The sequence below is a fragment of the Bradyrhizobium sp. LA6.1 genome (assembly GCF_040547805.1).
GTDB classification, from domain to species: Bacteria; Pseudomonadota; Alphaproteobacteria; order Rhizobiales; family Xanthobacteraceae; genus Bradyrhizobium; species Bradyrhizobium barranii.
The window spans coordinates 353,259-368,349 of sequence record NZ_JBEPQK010000002.1 but is presented as its reverse complement, the minus strand read 5'-3'; the positions used below and the strand labels follow the sequence as shown (position 1 = coordinate 368,349).

Annotated in this window: 16 protein-coding genes; 8 read left to right on the top strand and 8 right to left on the bottom strand. The window is 64.8% G+C overall.

The window, feature by feature from the left end:
- The first annotated feature begins 61 nt into the window (after window positions 1–61).
- On the top strand, window positions 62–541 hold the full coding sequence (locus tag ABIB99_RS05295; protein ID WP_028147494.1) for a PaaI family thioesterase: 480 nt from the start codon (window positions 62–64) through the stop codon (window positions 539–541).
- Between the two features lie 75 nt (window positions 542–616).
- Window positions 617–1,588 (top strand): DMT family transporter, encoded by a 972-nt coding sequence (locus ABIB99_RS05290; protein ID WP_071912387.1) that lies wholly within the window; start codon window positions 617–619, stop codon window positions 1,586–1,588.
- 56 nt (window positions 1,589–1,644) lie between these two features.
- Here ABIB99_RS05290 and ABIB99_RS05285 read toward each other — a convergent pair whose 3' ends face one another.
- The 3 genes from ABIB99_RS05285 to purQ all read right to left on the bottom strand — a co-directional run bounded on the left by ABIB99_RS05285 (window position 1,645) and on the right by purQ (window position 4,279).
- A complete protein-coding gene (locus ABIB99_RS05285; RefSeq protein WP_354174995.1) occupies window positions 1,645–2,382 on the bottom strand; it encodes a tetratricopeptide repeat protein in 738 nt (245 codons plus the stop codon).
- A 212-nt stretch (window positions 2,383–2,594) separates the two neighbouring features.
- A complete protein-coding gene (locus ABIB99_RS05280) occupies window positions 2,595–3,581 on the bottom strand; it encodes a tripartite tricarboxylate transporter substrate binding protein BugD (RefSeq protein WP_354174994.1) in 987 nt (328 codons plus the stop codon).
- On the bottom strand, window positions 3,578–4,279 hold the full coding sequence (gene purQ / locus ABIB99_RS05275; protein WP_135215410.1) for a phosphoribosylformylglycinamidine synthase subunit PurQ: 702 nt from the start codon (window positions 4,277–4,279) through the stop codon (window positions 3,578–3,580). The genes ABIB99_RS05280 and purQ overlap by 4 nt, the downstream gene beginning before the upstream one ends.
- 170 nt (window positions 4,280–4,449) lie before the next feature.
- Between purQ and ABIB99_RS05270 the strand changes: the two genes are divergently transcribed.
- Window positions 4,450–5,466, top strand: coding sequence for a magnesium and cobalt transport protein CorA (locus tag ABIB99_RS05270; RefSeq protein WP_354174993.1), 1,017 nt, complete (start codon window positions 4,450–4,452; stop codon window positions 5,464–5,466).
- 13 nt (window positions 5,467–5,479) lie between these two features.
- On the opposite strand, the gene purS is transcribed toward ABIB99_RS05270, so the two are convergent.
- Both purS and purC read right to left on the bottom strand, forming a co-directional pair.
- Window positions 5,480–5,719 (bottom strand): phosphoribosylformylglycinamidine synthase subunit PurS, encoded by a 240-nt coding sequence (gene purS, locus ABIB99_RS05265; RefSeq protein WP_014494125.1) that lies wholly within the window; start codon window positions 5,717–5,719, stop codon window positions 5,480–5,482.
- Between the two features lie 12 nt (window positions 5,720–5,731).
- Complete coding sequence (gene purC, locus ABIB99_RS05260) at window positions 5,732–6,499, bottom strand: phosphoribosylaminoimidazolesuccinocarboxamide synthase (RefSeq protein WP_172782948.1); 768 nt, start codon at window positions 6,497–6,499, stop codon at window positions 5,732–5,734.
- Between the two features lie 318 nt (window positions 6,500–6,817).
- Between purC and ABIB99_RS05255 the strand changes: the two genes are divergently transcribed.
- Window positions 6,818–7,141, top strand: a complete 324-nt coding sequence (locus ABIB99_RS05255; RefSeq protein ID WP_014494124.1) for a DUF1476 domain-containing protein — start codon at window positions 6,818–6,820, stop codon at window positions 7,139–7,141.
- Window positions 7,142–7,207: 66 nt separating this feature from the next.
- On the opposite strand, the gene cynS is transcribed toward ABIB99_RS05255, so the two are convergent.
- Together cynS and ABIB99_RS05245 are read right to left on the bottom strand one after the other, a co-directional pair.
- Window positions 7,208–7,696: a cyanase gene (gene cynS, locus ABIB99_RS05250; RefSeq protein ID WP_014494123.1), complete on the bottom strand. Its 489-nt coding sequence runs from the start codon at window positions 7,694–7,696 to the stop codon at window positions 7,208–7,210.
- Between the two features lie 89 nt (window positions 7,697–7,785).
- Window positions 7,786–9,354: a bifunctional AfsR/SARP family transcriptional regulator/alpha/beta hydrolase gene (locus ABIB99_RS05245; RefSeq protein ID WP_354174992.1), complete on the bottom strand. Its 1,569-nt coding sequence runs from the start codon at window positions 9,352–9,354 to the stop codon at window positions 7,786–7,788.
- A gap of 148 nt (window positions 9,355–9,502) precedes the next feature.
- Between ABIB99_RS05245 and mddA the strand changes: the two genes are divergently transcribed.
- The 4 genes from mddA to ABIB99_RS05225 all read left to right on the top strand — a co-directional run bounded on the left by mddA (window position 9,503) and on the right by ABIB99_RS05225 (window position 13,580).
- Window positions 9,503–10,252, top strand: coding sequence for a methanethiol S-methyltransferase (gene mddA, locus ABIB99_RS05240; protein WP_354174991.1), 750 nt, complete (start codon window positions 9,503–9,505; stop codon window positions 10,250–10,252).
- Window positions 10,249–11,226 (top strand): NADPH:quinone oxidoreductase family protein, encoded by a 978-nt coding sequence (locus tag ABIB99_RS05235; protein ID WP_354174990.1) that lies wholly within the window; start codon window positions 10,249–10,251, stop codon window positions 11,224–11,226. The genes mddA and ABIB99_RS05235 overlap by 4 nt, the downstream gene beginning before the upstream one ends.
- 33 nt (window positions 11,227–11,259) lie before the next feature.
- Complete coding sequence (locus ABIB99_RS05230) at window positions 11,260–12,015, top strand: hotdog family protein (protein ID WP_354174989.1); 756 nt, start codon at window positions 11,260–11,262, stop codon at window positions 12,013–12,015.
- 356 nt (window positions 12,016–12,371) lie between these two features.
- The gene (locus tag ABIB99_RS05225; protein WP_071912364.1) at window positions 12,372–13,580 is read left to right on the top strand and encodes a GGDEF domain-containing protein; all 1,209 of its coding nucleotides are present in this window, start codon (window positions 12,372–12,374) and stop codon (window positions 13,578–13,580) included.
- Between the two features lie 169 nt (window positions 13,581–13,749).
- Here the strand turns inward: ABIB99_RS05225 and ABIB99_RS05220 are convergent, their stop codons facing one another.
- Window positions 13,750–14,949: a TrmJ/YjtD family RNA methyltransferase gene (locus ABIB99_RS05220; RefSeq protein WP_354174988.1), complete on the bottom strand. Its 1,200-nt coding sequence runs from the start codon at window positions 14,947–14,949 to the stop codon at window positions 13,750–13,752.
- Between the last annotated feature and the right edge of the window lie 142 nt (window positions 14,950–15,091).

Genomic DNA, 15,091 nt, shown 5'->3' with positions numbered 1-15,091 from the left:
TTGCAAGGCGCTGACGGATCGGATTTAAGGACTAAAGACCCGTAATTGAAGGCCCATTTCCTTGCACGAATTGACCAAAGTCCCCTCCACCCGCCGCCCGGACCTGCACGTCGCCACCGATGGCGAGTTCACGGGCTGGCGGACCTGGATTCGCGACAGTTTTGAGAGCCATATCGGCCCGTTCTGGCACAAGATCGAGGACGACGGCAGCGTCCGCTCGGCGTTCCGGGTCGAAAAAAAGCACCTCAACGGCTCCGGGAACGTCCATGGCGGATGCTTCATGGCCTTCGCCGACTATTGCCTGTTCGCGATCGCCACCCATGAGCTGGATGGCCCGGCCGTGACGACGAATTTCGCCTGTGATTTCCTCGACGCGGCCCGCGAGGGCGAGCTGGTCGAATGCGTCGGCGAAGTGTCCCGCGCCGGCGGCTCGCTGATTTTCCTGCGGGGCAAGCTGACCTCGGCCGGGCGGCCGCTGTTTACCTTCTCCGGCACGATCAAGCGGGTGAAGCGGAAGCCCGCACTCCAGCCAAACGCATAGCTCGACGCCTTCCCTTTTCGCGCCCCCTCGCCCAGACTTGCTGAAAGCGCTTTTGCGCGGGGGAGCAAGAACAAGGTGCCGCAGAGCACATCCGGATCGGGCCACACAGCGCCCTCCGCGTCAGCGCCATTGCCATCCATGACCGCCGTCGGCGCCCGTAACTGGCGCGACTATGCGCTGCTGTTCGCGCTCGCCTGCTGCTGGAGCTCGACCTATCCGCTGGCGAAGCTCGCGCTTCCCACGATCCCGCCCATCACCTTCATCTCGGCGCGCTCGCTGATCGCGTTCGCCTTCCTGTTCGCGATCCTGTGGATGCGCGGCGTCAAGCTGCCGACCGACGTGAAGGCCTGGAAGCTGTTTGCGACCCAGCAGCTGATCAACTCGACCTTTCCGTTCCTGATCATCACCTGGTCGCAGCAATATGTCCCGGCCTCGAACACGGTGGTGCTGGCCTCGACGACGCCGATCTTCGCTTTCCTGATCACCTCGCTGATCACGCGGCATGAGCCGGCAACGCTTTTGAAACTCGCGGGCGCGATCCTGGGTCTCGCCGGCACCATCGCCATCGTCGGTCTCGATGCGCTGCGCGGCTTCGGCAGCGAGATCATTGCCGAGATCGCGATCCTGCTCGCCACCATCTCCTTTGCCTGCGCGACGATCTTTGGCCTGCGGCTCTCCGAATACGATCCGATGGTGGTCGCAACCGGCTCGCTGCTGTTCGGTGGCCTCGTGCTGCTGCCGCCCGCGCTCATCATCGACCAGCCCTGGACGCTGCACCCGACGCCGACGGCGATCGTGGCCACCATCGTCATGGGCATCGTCTCCAGCGCGCTGGGATTGATGCTGTTCTACGTCTGCCTCGGCCGGCTCGGCACGCTGACCACGAACGCACAAGGCTATCTGCGCATTCCGATCGGCGTCGGATTGTCTGTGCTGCTGCTTGGCGAGAGCGTGCCGTCGAACCTGGCGCTGGGCCTGCTGCTGGTCATGGCCGGCGTCGCCGCCATGACGGTGCCGGCGGAGAAGTTCAAGCTGCGCAAAGCATGATCCGGAAAAGTGCGCAGTGGTTTTCCAATAAGATCATGCTCAAACAATAAGACTGTTCAGATCGAAATCTGCTTCTCGGCGATCGAGAGCCACTCGGCCTGGGCGTCGCGCAGATATTTCGGAGCGCGACGCATCTGGATCAGGAGCTCGTTGAAGACCACGCGTGCCTCGGCGCTGCGGCCGACCATCTGGAGCAGCATGCCGTAGCGCACCCGCGCCTCGGCGCCGGGGAAATAGCCGGCGACGGCGTGATATTCCTCCAGCGCCTCGTCGAGCCGGCCGACCTCGGCGAGCGCGCGGGCGTAGAGCAGATGCGCGTCGGCGGAATCGAAGTCCGGCCATTGCTTCTGAAGATCGTCCAGCGTCGCCAGCGCATCGGCCGGACGTTTGGCGGAAAACTCGGCTTGCGCCTTGCCGAAGGCATAAGCGGGGTCGTGGCCCATCGGCAGGCTCAGGATGTGACCGTAATGCTGCTCGGCCTCGCTGAAGCGGCCGACCTTTGCGCATTCCTCGGCCAGCGCCGCACGGTTGGCGATGGTGTCGGTGGCCGCCAGCCGGTCGCACAGCTCGCGATAACGCTTCTCCGGATCGAGCCGATTGGCAACGCGCTGACGCGCCTGTCGCGCACCGGGGCTGGAAAACCATTCAGGGACGAGTTCGACCGCGATGTAGGCGAGCGCGCCGATCAGCGGCACCATCAGGATGATGAAGGCCCAGGGCTGCAACCGCCCGGTTCGCGACGCGTGATAAATCAGTGTGATATCGAGCAGCAGAACGACCAAAGCGACGGGCATGTGACATCCGGGAGCACAACGACAGCGCACGCTTCCTGATATCGCAACTCGCGCGGCGAAACAACTTTGAGTTGCTTTCACCCGCGCGGAAATCAGCGACCCCGGACACGCGCGCCTTGATGGCGACGAGGAGTCAGTCGTCTCAAACGCGATTGAGGTTCATGAGACAGCAAGCCCAAAACCGCTATGACTTGCTATGACTTGGGCGGCTGCTACTTGGCGTCGTCCGCCAGCATCTTCCGGTACTTCTCGACGTCGCGCGTCACGAGCTTCTGGAGCACGTCGGGCGTATGCTCGTCGGGATCGGGCGCAACGGTCGACAGATCCGCAAAACGCTTCTTCACCGCGTCGGTCTCCACGGCGGTGCGCGCGGCTGCATTCAACTTGGCGATGACGGCCTGCGGCGTGCCCTTCGGCGCGAACAGGCCGTTCCAGCCCTGCGCCTCGAAGTCCGGCAGGCCTGCCTCGGCAGACGTCGGCAGATCGGGCAGCGTGGCCAGCCGCACGGTCGAGCCAACCACGAGCCCCCGCACCAGCTTCTCGTTGATCGACTGCGAGACGGAGGCTGCGGCGTCGCAGACGCCGTCGATCTGGCTGCCGACCGCGTCGGTGAGCGCAGGCGCCGCGCCGCGATAGCCGACCAGCGTCGCATCGATCCCGGCGGCCGTCACGAAGCTCTTGCAAATGAGGTAATTCGACGAGCCGACACCGGCGTGGCCGAGATTGATCTTGCCGGGGTTCGCCTTGGCGTAGGCGACGAACTCTTTCAGGTCCTTCGCCGGGAAATCCTTGCGCAGCGCGATGATGCCGAACGTCTTCGCGACCATGGCGATCGGGACGAAGGATTCAGGCGTGAACGGCAGTTTTGGATAGATCGTGTAGGTCGCGGCATTGGTGCCGGCGTTGCCAATCGCGATGGTGTAGCCGTCAGGCTCGGCGCGGGAGGCGCGCGCCAGCGCGGTCGAGCCGCCGGCGCCGGCGACGTTCTCGATCACGATGGTCTGGCCGAGTGCGATGCCCATCTGCTCGGCGACCGTGCGCGCGATCACGTCCGACGTACCGCCAGCCGCGAACGGCACGATCATCGTGAGCGGGCGCTTGGGGAAATCCTGCGCGAAGGCGGCGGTCGCGAGCGAAAATGTCGCGAGCGACAGCGCCGCGATCGCGGCAAGAGCCCGCTTCCCCACGAACGCGATCACGCGGCCTTTTCCAGATGGGCAGTGAGGCCGGCGAACAGGCCGCGGCCATCGGTGCAGCCCATGATGTCTTCGACGTGGTTCTCCGGGTGCGGCATCATGCCGAGCACGTTGCCCCTGTCGTTGACGATTCCGGCGATGGATTGCGCCGCGCCGTTAATGTTATGGGCCTCGTCAACCACGCCGTCGGCCGAGCAGTAGCGATAGAGCACCCGCCCCTCGCCTTCGAGCCGCTTGATGGTCTCTTCGTCCGCCTCGTAATTGCCCTCGCCATGTGCGACCGGCACGCGGATCACCTGGCCCGCATTGTAGCCGCGGGTGAACGGCGTGTCGGAACGCTCGACGCGCAGATGCACGTCGTGACAGATGAATTTCAGCCGTGCGTTGCGCATCAGGACGCCGGGCAGCAGGCCGGACTCGCAGAGGATCTGAAAACCATTGCAGACGCCGAGCACGAGACCGCCCTTGGCCGCGTAGTCTCGCACCGCGTCCATCACCGGCGACCGCGCCGCGATCGCACCGCAGCGCAGATAATCGCCGTAGGAGAAGCCGCCGGGCACCACGACGAGGTCGGTGCCCGCGGGCAGAGACGTCTCGGCGTGCCAGACCATCGCGGGCTCGCTGCCGGAGATCAGCCTCAATGCGCGCGCCATGTCGCGCTCGCGATTGATTCCGGGAAAGACGAGGATGGCGGCTTTCATGGTTCGGGTTCCGACGGTGATGGGAATCGGGCTGGCCAAAGAGGGCCAAAATCGTGAAGAGACATAGCCATTTGACGGGGATTTTACCAGTGCTAGCCTCGCCGGGCGGCCTTGTACACAGGCCATAGCCACGGCACTTTTGCCTGACGATCTTGCCCGGGATTGACGCCATGAACGTCCCGTCGCTGCCCGCCTCCCCCTCCGAACCGGTGTCCACTCAGGGCGTCATCGCTGCCGGCGCCTATGTCGACGGCCGGCGTGTCGCCAATATCGCCATCAGCGAGGCTTCGAGCTGGCGGGCCAAGCCCGGCCACGTGGTGTGGATCGGGCTGCACGAGCCTGACATGGCGCTGCTCGGCGCCGTGCAGAAGCAGTTCGACCTGCACGACCTTGCCATCGAGGACGCCAACAACGCCCATCAACGGCCGAAGATCGAGCAATATGGCGAGGCCCTGTTCATCGTGGCGCGAACGGCGCAACTGCTCGAGGGCCGGATCGCCTTCGGCGAGACGCACATCTTCGTCGGCGAAGGCTATCTGGTCTCGGTGCGCCATGGCGCCTCGACATCCTACACGCCGGTGCGCGAACGCTGCGAAAGCTGCCCACGGGCGCTGGCGCGCGGCGAGGACTACATCCTCTACGCCATCCTCGATTTCATCGTCGACAACTACTCGCCCGTGCTGGAGAGCATCCACGAGGAGGTCGAGGGCATCGAGGACGACGTGCTCTCCAAGCCGATCAGCAAGGCACAGATCGAGCGGCTCTACATGCTGCGCCGCGACCTGTTGCGGCTCAGGACCGCGATCGGCCCGCTGGTGGAAGTCTGCCGTCGCCTCGAGCATGACGAGCTTGCGATGGTGCGTGCGACGATGCAGCCGCTGTTCCGCGACGTCACCGACCACGTCAGGAACATCCAGGAGCGCATCGATTCCATGCGCGAGGTGCTGGCCTTCGCCTTCGAGGCGAGCCTGCTGGTCGGACAGGCGCAGGAGACCGCGGTCTCCAAGAAGCTCGCCTCGTGGCTCGCGATCCTCGCCGTGCCCACCGCAGTCGCAGGCATCTACGGGATGAACTTCAAGTACATCCCCGAGTTGCAATGGGAGTACAGCTATTTCGTCGTCATGGGGATGATGGCGCTCGCCTGCCTCGCATTGTACTGGCGCTTCCACCGCGTCGGATGGCTGTGAAGCGCCGCGCGGGTTAGACGATCTCGACGCGATAGTTCTCGATCACGGTGTTCGCCAAGAGCTTGTCGGCGGCCTCCTTCAGCGCGGCTTCGGCCTTGGCCTTGTCGGCGCCGGCAAGCTCGATGTCGAACACCTTGCCCTGGCGGACGCTGGCGACGCCGTCGACGCCGAGCGACTTCAGCGCGCCTTCGATGGCCTTGCCCTGCGGATCGAGGATCCCCGTCTTCAGGGTAACGGTAACACGTGCCTTCACGTCAAATCCCTCTTAGCTCTTCACCAGCACCGGGCCAGTGCCCTGCGGACGCTCATTCTCCATGAGGATGCCGAGGCGTTTTGCGACTTCGGTGTAGGCCTCGAGCAGGCCACCGAGATCCCTGCGGAAACGGTCCTTGTCGAGCTTCTCGTTCGACTTGATGTCCCACAGACGGCAGCTGTCCGGCGAGATCTCGTCGGCGACGATGATCCGCATCATCTCGTTTTCGAACAGCCGGCCGCACTCCATCTTGAAGTCGACGAGGCGAATGCCGATGCCGAGGAAGAGGCCGGTGAGGAAATCGTTGACGCGGATGGCGAGCGCCATGATGTCGTCGATCTCCTGCGGGGTGGCCCAGCCGAAGGCGGTGATGTGCTCTTCCGACACCATGGGGTCGTTGAGCTGGTCGTTCTTGTAGTAGAATTCGATGATCGACCGGGGCAGCTGCGTGCCCTCCTCGATGCCGAGGCGCTGCGACAGCGAGCCGGCGGCAACGTTCCGCACCACCACTTCCAGCGGCACGATCTCGACCTCGCGAATCAACTGCTCGCGCATGTTGAGGCGGCGGATGAAATGGGTCGGCACCCCGATGTCGTTGAGGTGCTGAAACAGGTACTCCGAGATCCGGTTGTTGAGGACACCCTTGCCCTCGATCACCTGATGCTTTTTCGCATTGAACGCGGTGGCGTCATCCTTGAAGTGCTGGATCAGGGTACCGGGCTCCGGGCCTTCGTAAAGAACCTTTGCCTTGCCTTCATAAATACGACGCCGACGGCTCATGGGGATGTACCGTGTTTTGTTGAAATCCATGTATTTGGTGTGCTCCGGTTACCAGGCTACGACCCACAGCGGAGCTGCCGTGAACGGCTGGGAACCCGTCTATAACCCCTTGGAAACAGAACGGGAACCAAGCCTTCAGGCAACCTATCCGATTGGCTGTCCCAGCACAATCGATCCGGCCGCCCGGCATCAACTTATACCGTCTTGCCTGCGGCTTAACGGCTCGTTGTTTTGCCGATTCGTGCCCCCTATCTAGGCATGCGCCGGGGCCGTCGCAACGATGGCCACCGGATCCAGTCAGCAGGGAATTGGAAAAGCATGAGCAGTTTGGACAAGCGCGAGGAAGGCTTCGAGAAGAAATTCGCCCTCGACGAGGAGCAGAAATTCAAGGCGGAAGCCCGCCGCAACCGGCTGCTCGGCCTTTGGGCCGCCGAGAAGCTCGGCATCACCGGCGAGGCCGCCACCGCCTACGCCAAGGAGGTCGTCGCGGCCGATTTCGAGGAGGCCGGCGATGCGGACGTCCTGCGCAAGGTCATGGCCGATTTCGCCGCCAAGAACGTCGCCATCACCGAGCAGGCAATTCGCGCCAAGATGAGCGAATTGATCGCCGTGGCGGCGGCCGAGGTGAAGGCGGGCAAATAGGCGAATAGGGAGCGGCGAGTAGCGAATGAACCCCATTCGCTACTCGCGATTCGCCATTCGCGTCCCTCACCCCTCCTTGAAGCCGTATTCCGGCACATTGCCGCTGGCGCCGTAATATTTGTACGGCAGAAACTTGCCGCTCATGGTGATCTTGACGCGGTCGCCCTTCGGGTTGGCAACGCGCTCCATTGCCATGTCGAAGTCGATCGCCGACATGATGCCGTCGCCGAATTCCTCCTCGATCAGCGCCTTCCACGCCGGACCGTTGACCATCACCATCTCGTAGAAGCGATAGATCAGCGGATCGGTCGGCGGCATCGGCGTGCCGGTGCCGCGCATCGGCACCTCGTTGAGCATCGCGGTCTCGGCCTTCGACAGGCCGAACAACTCGCCGGCATTGGCGGCCTGCGGTTTCGTCAGCTTCATCTGGCCGAGAATCGCACCGACGATCAGCACCTCGGAATAGCCGCCGACCTTGTCGCAGATGTGTTTCCAGCTCCAGCCGTTCTCGCGCTTGATGTCGAGCAGCTTTTCGGTGAGGTCTTCGCGTTTCATGTCGGGGTCTCCCTTCGCCAGGCATCGTGTCACGTCGTTTGTGCCGCTTTGGGAGGCACGAAACGTGCCAATAAATGAGGCTTGAGGCGTCACCGCCTCGACCTCCCCTCACGCGGTAAAGCCTCCGTGAACCGCTTGATCGCCTCGAGCACCGGCTGCTGATCGCCGGCAAAGAACCAATGATCATTGCCGTCGAGCTCGACGAATTCTGCACCGGTGATCCGGCTCGCGATGTCGCGCCCGGCCGCGATCCGCACGGCCTTGTCGTCCCGACGATGCAGCACCAGCGTCGGCACCGCAATCCGCGCCAGAAGGTGTCGCACATCGGCGTCGCGAAAGGCCTCGAGCACGGCGGAGATGCCGCCGGGACTGGACGCCGCGCGCAACAGCCCCGCCCACCAGGCGCGCGCCTGCGGATCATTGGCAAGGCTCGGCGCGAAGGCTTCGATCCCGACCGGGCCGCCCCATTGCGCAATCAGGTGCTTGCTCCAGGCGTCATACTGGCTGGCGCGCAGCGCGTGCGGATAGTCCTCCGACCAGCAGCCCTTGGCCAGTGCGCCGAACAGGATGAGTCCGGCCACATGGCGGGATTCCTCGACCGCAAATTTGATGCAGGCCGGCCCGCATTCGGATGCGCCAAACAGCACGACGCGGCGCGAGTCCGCCGCCCGCAGCACCGTGCCGATATCTTCCGCAGTGACATCGATGCCGGGGGCCGATCCGACCCGGTCGGACAGCCCGATGCCGCGGCGATCAAAAACGATGAGACGCCCAAGCCTCATCAATGAGGCCAGAAACGTCCGGCTCGCCGGATGCTCCCAGGCGCGCTCCACATGCGAGACGAAGCCGGGCATGACCAGGATATCGAGCGGACCGCTTCCATAGGTCTGATAGGCCAGATGCACGCCGGCGCCCTTCACATAGCGTGTCGCTGGAAGAGCATCGCGCAGCGGCGCGGCCGCGCGGCTCATGAGCGCCTCGGTCTCGGCTTCCGGCGCGACGCCAAGCTCGTCGCGCAGCCGCTGCGCCAGTGCAGCGTGACGCCGTTCCGCCGCGCTTCGGTCTCCCGCCAGCAGCAGGCTGCGGATCAGGTGCCGGCCATACACCTCGCTGAGCGGATCGAGCTCGACCAGGCGGCCCGCATGCAGTGTCGCGGCGAGATGATCGCCGGCAGCATTCCTGTCCTGCACCAGACGCTCGAGCGCCTGCACGAGCCGTCCCCGCAACGCCTCGCGGCGAAAGAACGCCCAATCGTCGAACTCAGGACAGTCGTCCGGAGAAAAGCCCGCCAGGAAGTCGCCGCGATAAATCCGGCAGGCCTCTTCAAATGCACCGCGATCGCAGGCGCGCTCGAACTGATGCGAGTCGATCTTCAGCTCGACCTCCGGAGACCAACGCAAGCTTGTGCGGTCGGTCTCGAAAACCGCCTGGCCGAGCGTGAGCTCGACGCGGTGAAGCAGACGCCGCAATCGTGCAAGGCCCGTCTCGCGGGACGTCTCGGGCCACAGCAGCGTGGCAATGAGGTCGCGCGCGACGGGGCCTTTGGCTTCCGCGAGATAGACCAGCAGCGCAAGCCCCTTGCGTAAGGCCAGCTTGATCGGGCGGTCGTCGGCATGGACCTCGGGGAACCCGAACGTGACAAGCGAAAAGGCCGTCATGGAGATCCTCCCTCCCCGGTCGGCGCCGCCGGGGGACGCGCAGGGGACGGTCCAGCGATAGCAGTCAGGCCAGATCGAGCCCACTCGCCAGCGAGCAGCTCAGGTTCCTGAATGCGGCACCGCCGCCATCGGCACAATAGGAAAAACCATGTTCACGCGCCTCGCAATCCTGCTCTACGCCATCGTGAGCTACGCCGTCTTCACGGCTTCATTCCTCTACGCGCTCGGTTTCGTCGGCAATTATGTCGTGCCCAAGTCAATCGACACGTCGATCGACGTCGGCGCGCCTGCGAATTTGGGTGAGGCCATCGTCGTCAACTTGCTGCTGATGAGCCTGTTTGCCATCCAGCACAGCGTCATGGCGCGCCCGGCATTCAAGCGATGGTGGGCGGGAAGCCTTCCCATCGCCTGCCAGCGCAGCACCTATGTGCTGCTCTCCAGCCTGATCCTCCTGCTGCTGTTCTGGCAGTGGCGTCCGATCCCGACGCCGATCTGGCAGGCCAGCGGCATTACGGCGTGGCTCCTGACCGGCGTACATTGGCTCGGCTGGCTGATCGCGTTCGCATCGACCTACATGATCGATCATTCCGATCTGTTCGGCCTGCGCCAGGCTCTCGTCGCGTTGCGCGGAGCCGAGATATCAGGTCAATCCTTCCGGACGCCGCTGCTCTACAAGATCGTGCGGCATCCGCTCATGCTCGGCTTTCTGCTCGCGTTCTGGGCGACGCCCGAGATGACCGCCGGCCATCTTCTGTTCGCGATTGCGAACACGGCCTACATCCTGGTCGCCCTGCAGTTCGAGGAGCGGGATTTGATCGCCGAGTTCGGCGCGACCTACCAGGACTATCGCCGGCGCGTTCCGATGCTGTTGCCGCGCATTTTCGGAGCGCCCCGATGAAAGCGGTTCTGTGCAATTCGTTCACTGGCCCTGCGGATCTGCGCCTCGGTGAGATCGCTACGCCGCGGCCTGCCGGCGACGAGATTCTCATCGACGTCCATGCGGCGTCCGTGAGCTTCATGGACCAGTTGCTGGTCTCGGGCCTCTACCAGATGCGGCCGCCGACGCCCTTCGTGCCCGGCACGGAAGCTTCCGGCGTCGTCGTCGCGGTCGGCGACAAGGTCACGATGTTCGCACCCGGCGATCGCGTGGCCTGCAGTGCCTGGACCGGCGGCTACGCCGAACGGATGATCGCGAGGGAATCGAAGAGCGTGCGGCTGCCGGATGGCGTCGCGTTCGAAGCCGGGGCGACGGTGCTGCACAATTACGGCACCGCCTATTATGCGCTGGTCGAGCGGGCACGGGCGCAACGCGGGGAAACGCTGTTCGTCACCGGCGCAGCCGGCGGGGTTGGCCTTGCCGCCGTCGACCTCGGGCGTCATCTCGGCCTGCGCGTCATCGCCGGTGTCGGCTCCGACGACAAGGCCGACCTGGTGCGCGGTTACGGCGCCAGCGAGGTCATCAACTATCGCAGCGAGGACCTGCGCAGCCGGATCAAGTCGATCACATCGGGAGACGGCATCGATATCGGCTTCGACAATGTCGGCGGCGCGATCTTCGAGCAGATGGCCCGATCGATGAAGTGGGGCGGACGGCTGATGCCGATCGGCTTCACCAGCGGCGAGATTCCACAGATCCCGATGAACCTGCCTCTCCTGAAAAATTACGCCATCATCGGCGTCTTTGTCGGCGCCTGGGCGGAGAAATTCTCCGCGGAAGCCGCGCGCATGAATGATACGCTGATGCAATTGCTGGCCGACGGAAAGATCCGCCCGCACATCGATCGCGTCCTCCCTTTGGAGGAGGCTGGCGACGCCATGCGCGCCGTCGCCAATCGCACGGTTCAGGGACGGATTGTCCTCAAGATCAGGTAGGCTGGGCCCGACGAGGAAGATTGGACAGAACCGATGACCGAGATCATCATCGACAAGCGCTTTTGCGGTCCTCCGAACTCCGGGAACGGCGGCTATGTCTGCGGCCGGCTGGCCCGCCACATTTCCGGCGGCGCGGAGGTGACGCTGCGCGCACCGCCTCCCCTGGACAAGCCGCTCGATGCTGTCGCTACGGACGACGGCACATGGGAGCTTCGCGACGGCGCCAAGGTCGTCGCGACCGGGCGAGCGGCAAGCGTCGAGCTCGCGCGCGTAGAGACAGCCAGCTTGCAGGAAGCACGCGCGGCCGAATTGCTGGCGCTGTTCAAGCCGCACGAGCATCCGCTGCCGAACTGTTTCGTCTGCGGTCCCGCAAGAGCGAAAGGCGACGGCCTGCGCATCTTCGCCGGATCGCTCGGACGTCGGGCGCAAAGCCCCGTTCTCGCGGCGAGTTGGACGCCGGACTCGAATCTGGCCGCCGAGGACGGCCTGGTTGCGCCAGAATTTCTCTGGTCGGCGCTCGATTGTCCCACCGGCTTTGCCTGCAATTGCGATCAGCAGAGCGCGACCTTCGACAAGACGCCACTACTGCTGGGCCGGATGTCGGCACGGATCGAGGCCCGGCCGCGCCCCGGAGACCGCTGCATCATCACCGCCTGGCCAACCGGCCGCGACGGACGCAAGCGTACTGCCGAGGCCGCGCTCCATAATGAATCCGGGAGATTGCTGGCCGTGGCGAGGACGACATGGATCGCAGTCGACCGCGAGGTGCAGCTCGGGCGTACTTCGTAGGGTGGATTAGCGGAGCACCACTTTGATGTCCGTACAAACTCGATCTCGTGGGGTGGGCAAAAGGCGCGAAGCGCCGTGCTCATCACTCCTATCTCAGCTCCGTTGAGCGACATGGTGGGCACGCTTGCTCTTCGAGCTACGGCGGACAAGTCGCTTTGCCCTCCCTACCTCTAATCACGTAACACATCCGTCGCCGCACCTTCGGCCTGCACCAATCCGCATTCTCCTGCACGCCCGCGGCCGCGCTTGCGACGGTTTACCTTGCGTCAAGCACGCCCGGCAATCGATGGCTGTCTTAAAAGGCTTGTTAGGAGCGGTCATCGTTGTTGGCGCCCGGAATACGGGGACGCTCTGCAATGCAATCGGACGAGGGACTCTACAGTGCGCCACGCTGGCGCCTGACACGCTGGCTCGCCGAGCCGGGGCTAGGTGTTCCCGACGACATCCGCGCCGCGCTCATTGTCCAGCTCTATGGATCGCTGCCGGTTTTTGCTGCCGGCGCCGTCAACACCATTGCCGTCGCCGCCGTGATCGCTGGCCGCAAGCAGACTGCACCATTCATTGTCTGGCTGGTCATGGAGATCGCGATCTGCCTGGCCCGCCTCGCCGTGCTCGTCAGCGCGCATCGCAGGGCGCGTGCCCACCGCCCGACGCCGACCGACCTTCATCTCCTGCTCGCGGTCGCCTGGAGCGCCAGCGTTGGATTTGGCGTCGTTGCCAGCCTGGCCAGCGGGGACTGGGTCGTCGCCATGCTGGCCTCGCTCTCGGCGGCGGCGATGGTTGGCGGCATCTGCTTCCGCAATTTCGGCGCGCCGCGGCTGGCCGGGACCATGATCCTGCTGAGCCTCGGTCCCATCATCCCCGGCGCTGCGTTCGCCGGCGAGCCGCTGTTCTACATCGTCTACCTCCAGGTGCCGATGTATCTGGCCGCGATGACGGCCGCCGCCTTCCGCCTCAATCGGATGCTGATCACCACCATGCGCGCCGAACGCGAGAACAGCCATCGCGCACATCATGATGCACTCACGGGGCTGCTCAATCGCGCGGGCTTCGTCGAGGCGCTCAGCGCCAGACTTGGAGCCCACGCCGAACGACGGTTCGCTGTGATGTTCTTCGATCTCGACGACTTCAAACCGGTCAACGACACGTTCGGACATGCGGCGGGCGACGAGGTGCTGAAAGCGGTGGCCGGGCGCGTGCGCCGGGCGCTGCCGGACGGCGCGGTGGTCGCCCGGATGGGCGGCGACGAGTTCGTCGTGCTCGTCGACGGCGTCACGGCCGAAATGGCCCAGGAGGCGGGATACCGCCTCATCAGCGAGGTTGCCGTCTCCTATGAGCTCGGCGGCGAGGTGCGCGCCGGTGTCGGCGCCAGCGTCGGCATTGCGATGTCGCCGGATCATGGCGCCGAAGTTGAGGAATTGCTCGCGGTCGCCGATGCAGCACTTTACGAGGCGAAGTCAGGCGGCAAATCGCGTTGCTGCCTGGCCTCGGTCGAGACCAACCTCGCCGCGTTACGTCGCCTCCAGCAGAGCGGCCCGAAAGCCCCGGTCGCAAGCGCCGCCTGACGCAGTACGACTAACGCACCCCACAAGCGCGATCTCGTGGGGTGGACAAAGGCGCGTAGCGCCGTGCCCACGACTTCTGTCTTGGCTTTGTCGAGCGACATGTTGAGCACGCTTCCGCCTCCGCTCTTCGAGCTACGGCGGACAAGTCGCTTTGCCTACCCTACGAGACCTATGCGCTTTGCTCGATCATCCCCTGCAACCGCACCAGCTCCGCCTCGAGATCGCGCTCCACATCTGCCGCCCGGATCTCCAGCACGCGATAGTCGCGCGCCTCCAGCCACGTCCGCCGGCCCGCGCGATCGGCCGCGATGGTCTCGCCCTCGCCCGGATTGACCAGCTCGATCGCGATCCGGTGTGGGAACGAGACGAAATCGGGAATGTGCCGGCCGACCGGGGTCTGGCGCTTGAACCCTCCTGCGAAGCGGCGGTCGCGGGTCAGGGCCTGCCAGAGCAGGCGCTCGGCGTCGGTCGGGTTGCGGCGGAGCAGGCGGGCGAGCCCGCGCACCGTCGAGCCGCTGTCGGGCACGCCGCCGCCCTGGCCGTGCTCGGCCAGCAGCGCGCGCAAGCGCGTGGCCTGCTCGCCGTCGAGCACGCCGCCCTTGGCCGGGCCCTTGCGCCCTTCCGCGATCGCCATCACCACCCCGTGCAGGGTGTGCATGTCCTGCTTGGTCGGCTCCATCCGGCTGAAGATGTTGCGCAGGTTGACCAGCATGGTGTCGCGCTTCTCGGCCGGGCGGAGGAATTCGACCCGGTCGAGCTCGCGGATGAGGTTGTCGAAGAAGGCCTGCATCTGGTGCTGCGAGGCGCGCTCGGAACGCTCCGGCATGCTGTGCGGCAGCTCGCCTGACGTTGCCCGCTTGAACCATTCATAGCCGACCAGCAGCACGGCTTGGGCGAGGTTCAGCGAGGCAAAGCCCGGATTGACCGGGAAGGTGATGATGCGGTTGGAGAGCCCGACCTCCTCGTTGGTCAGCCCCCAGCGCTCGCGGCCGAACAGGATGCCCGCCTTGCCCCCGGTCGCGACGTGACCCGAGATCTCGGCCGCGGCTGCCTCGGGCCCCACCACCGGCTTGGCCTGGTCATGGGGACGCGCGGTGGTGGCGAACAGCAGATCGAGGTCGGCGACCGCCTCGCCGACCGTGTCGAACAATTCGACCTTTTCCAGAATATAGTCGGCGCCGGCCGCGGCGCGCTGCGCGGCGATATTGGGCCAGCCGTCGCGAGGATTGACGATGCGCAATCGGTTGAGCGCAAAATTGCCCATGGCGCGCGCGGCCATGCCGATGTTTTCGCCAAGCTGCGGCTCGACCAGGATCACGATGGGACCGTCGAGGGAAAGGCCCGCCTTGCTCTTGTCAGTCCCCGACATCTCGCTTCGCTTTCACACTGGTTCTCAAGGCCTTGGCAAGGCGCTCTTCAGGAATTGATTCAAAGCCGGTCTGCCCCGATCCGTTGGGGCCGGCTGCCCGTTCGCCTGTCGTTTGCCTGTCCTGACGAAATTCTCAAGGGAA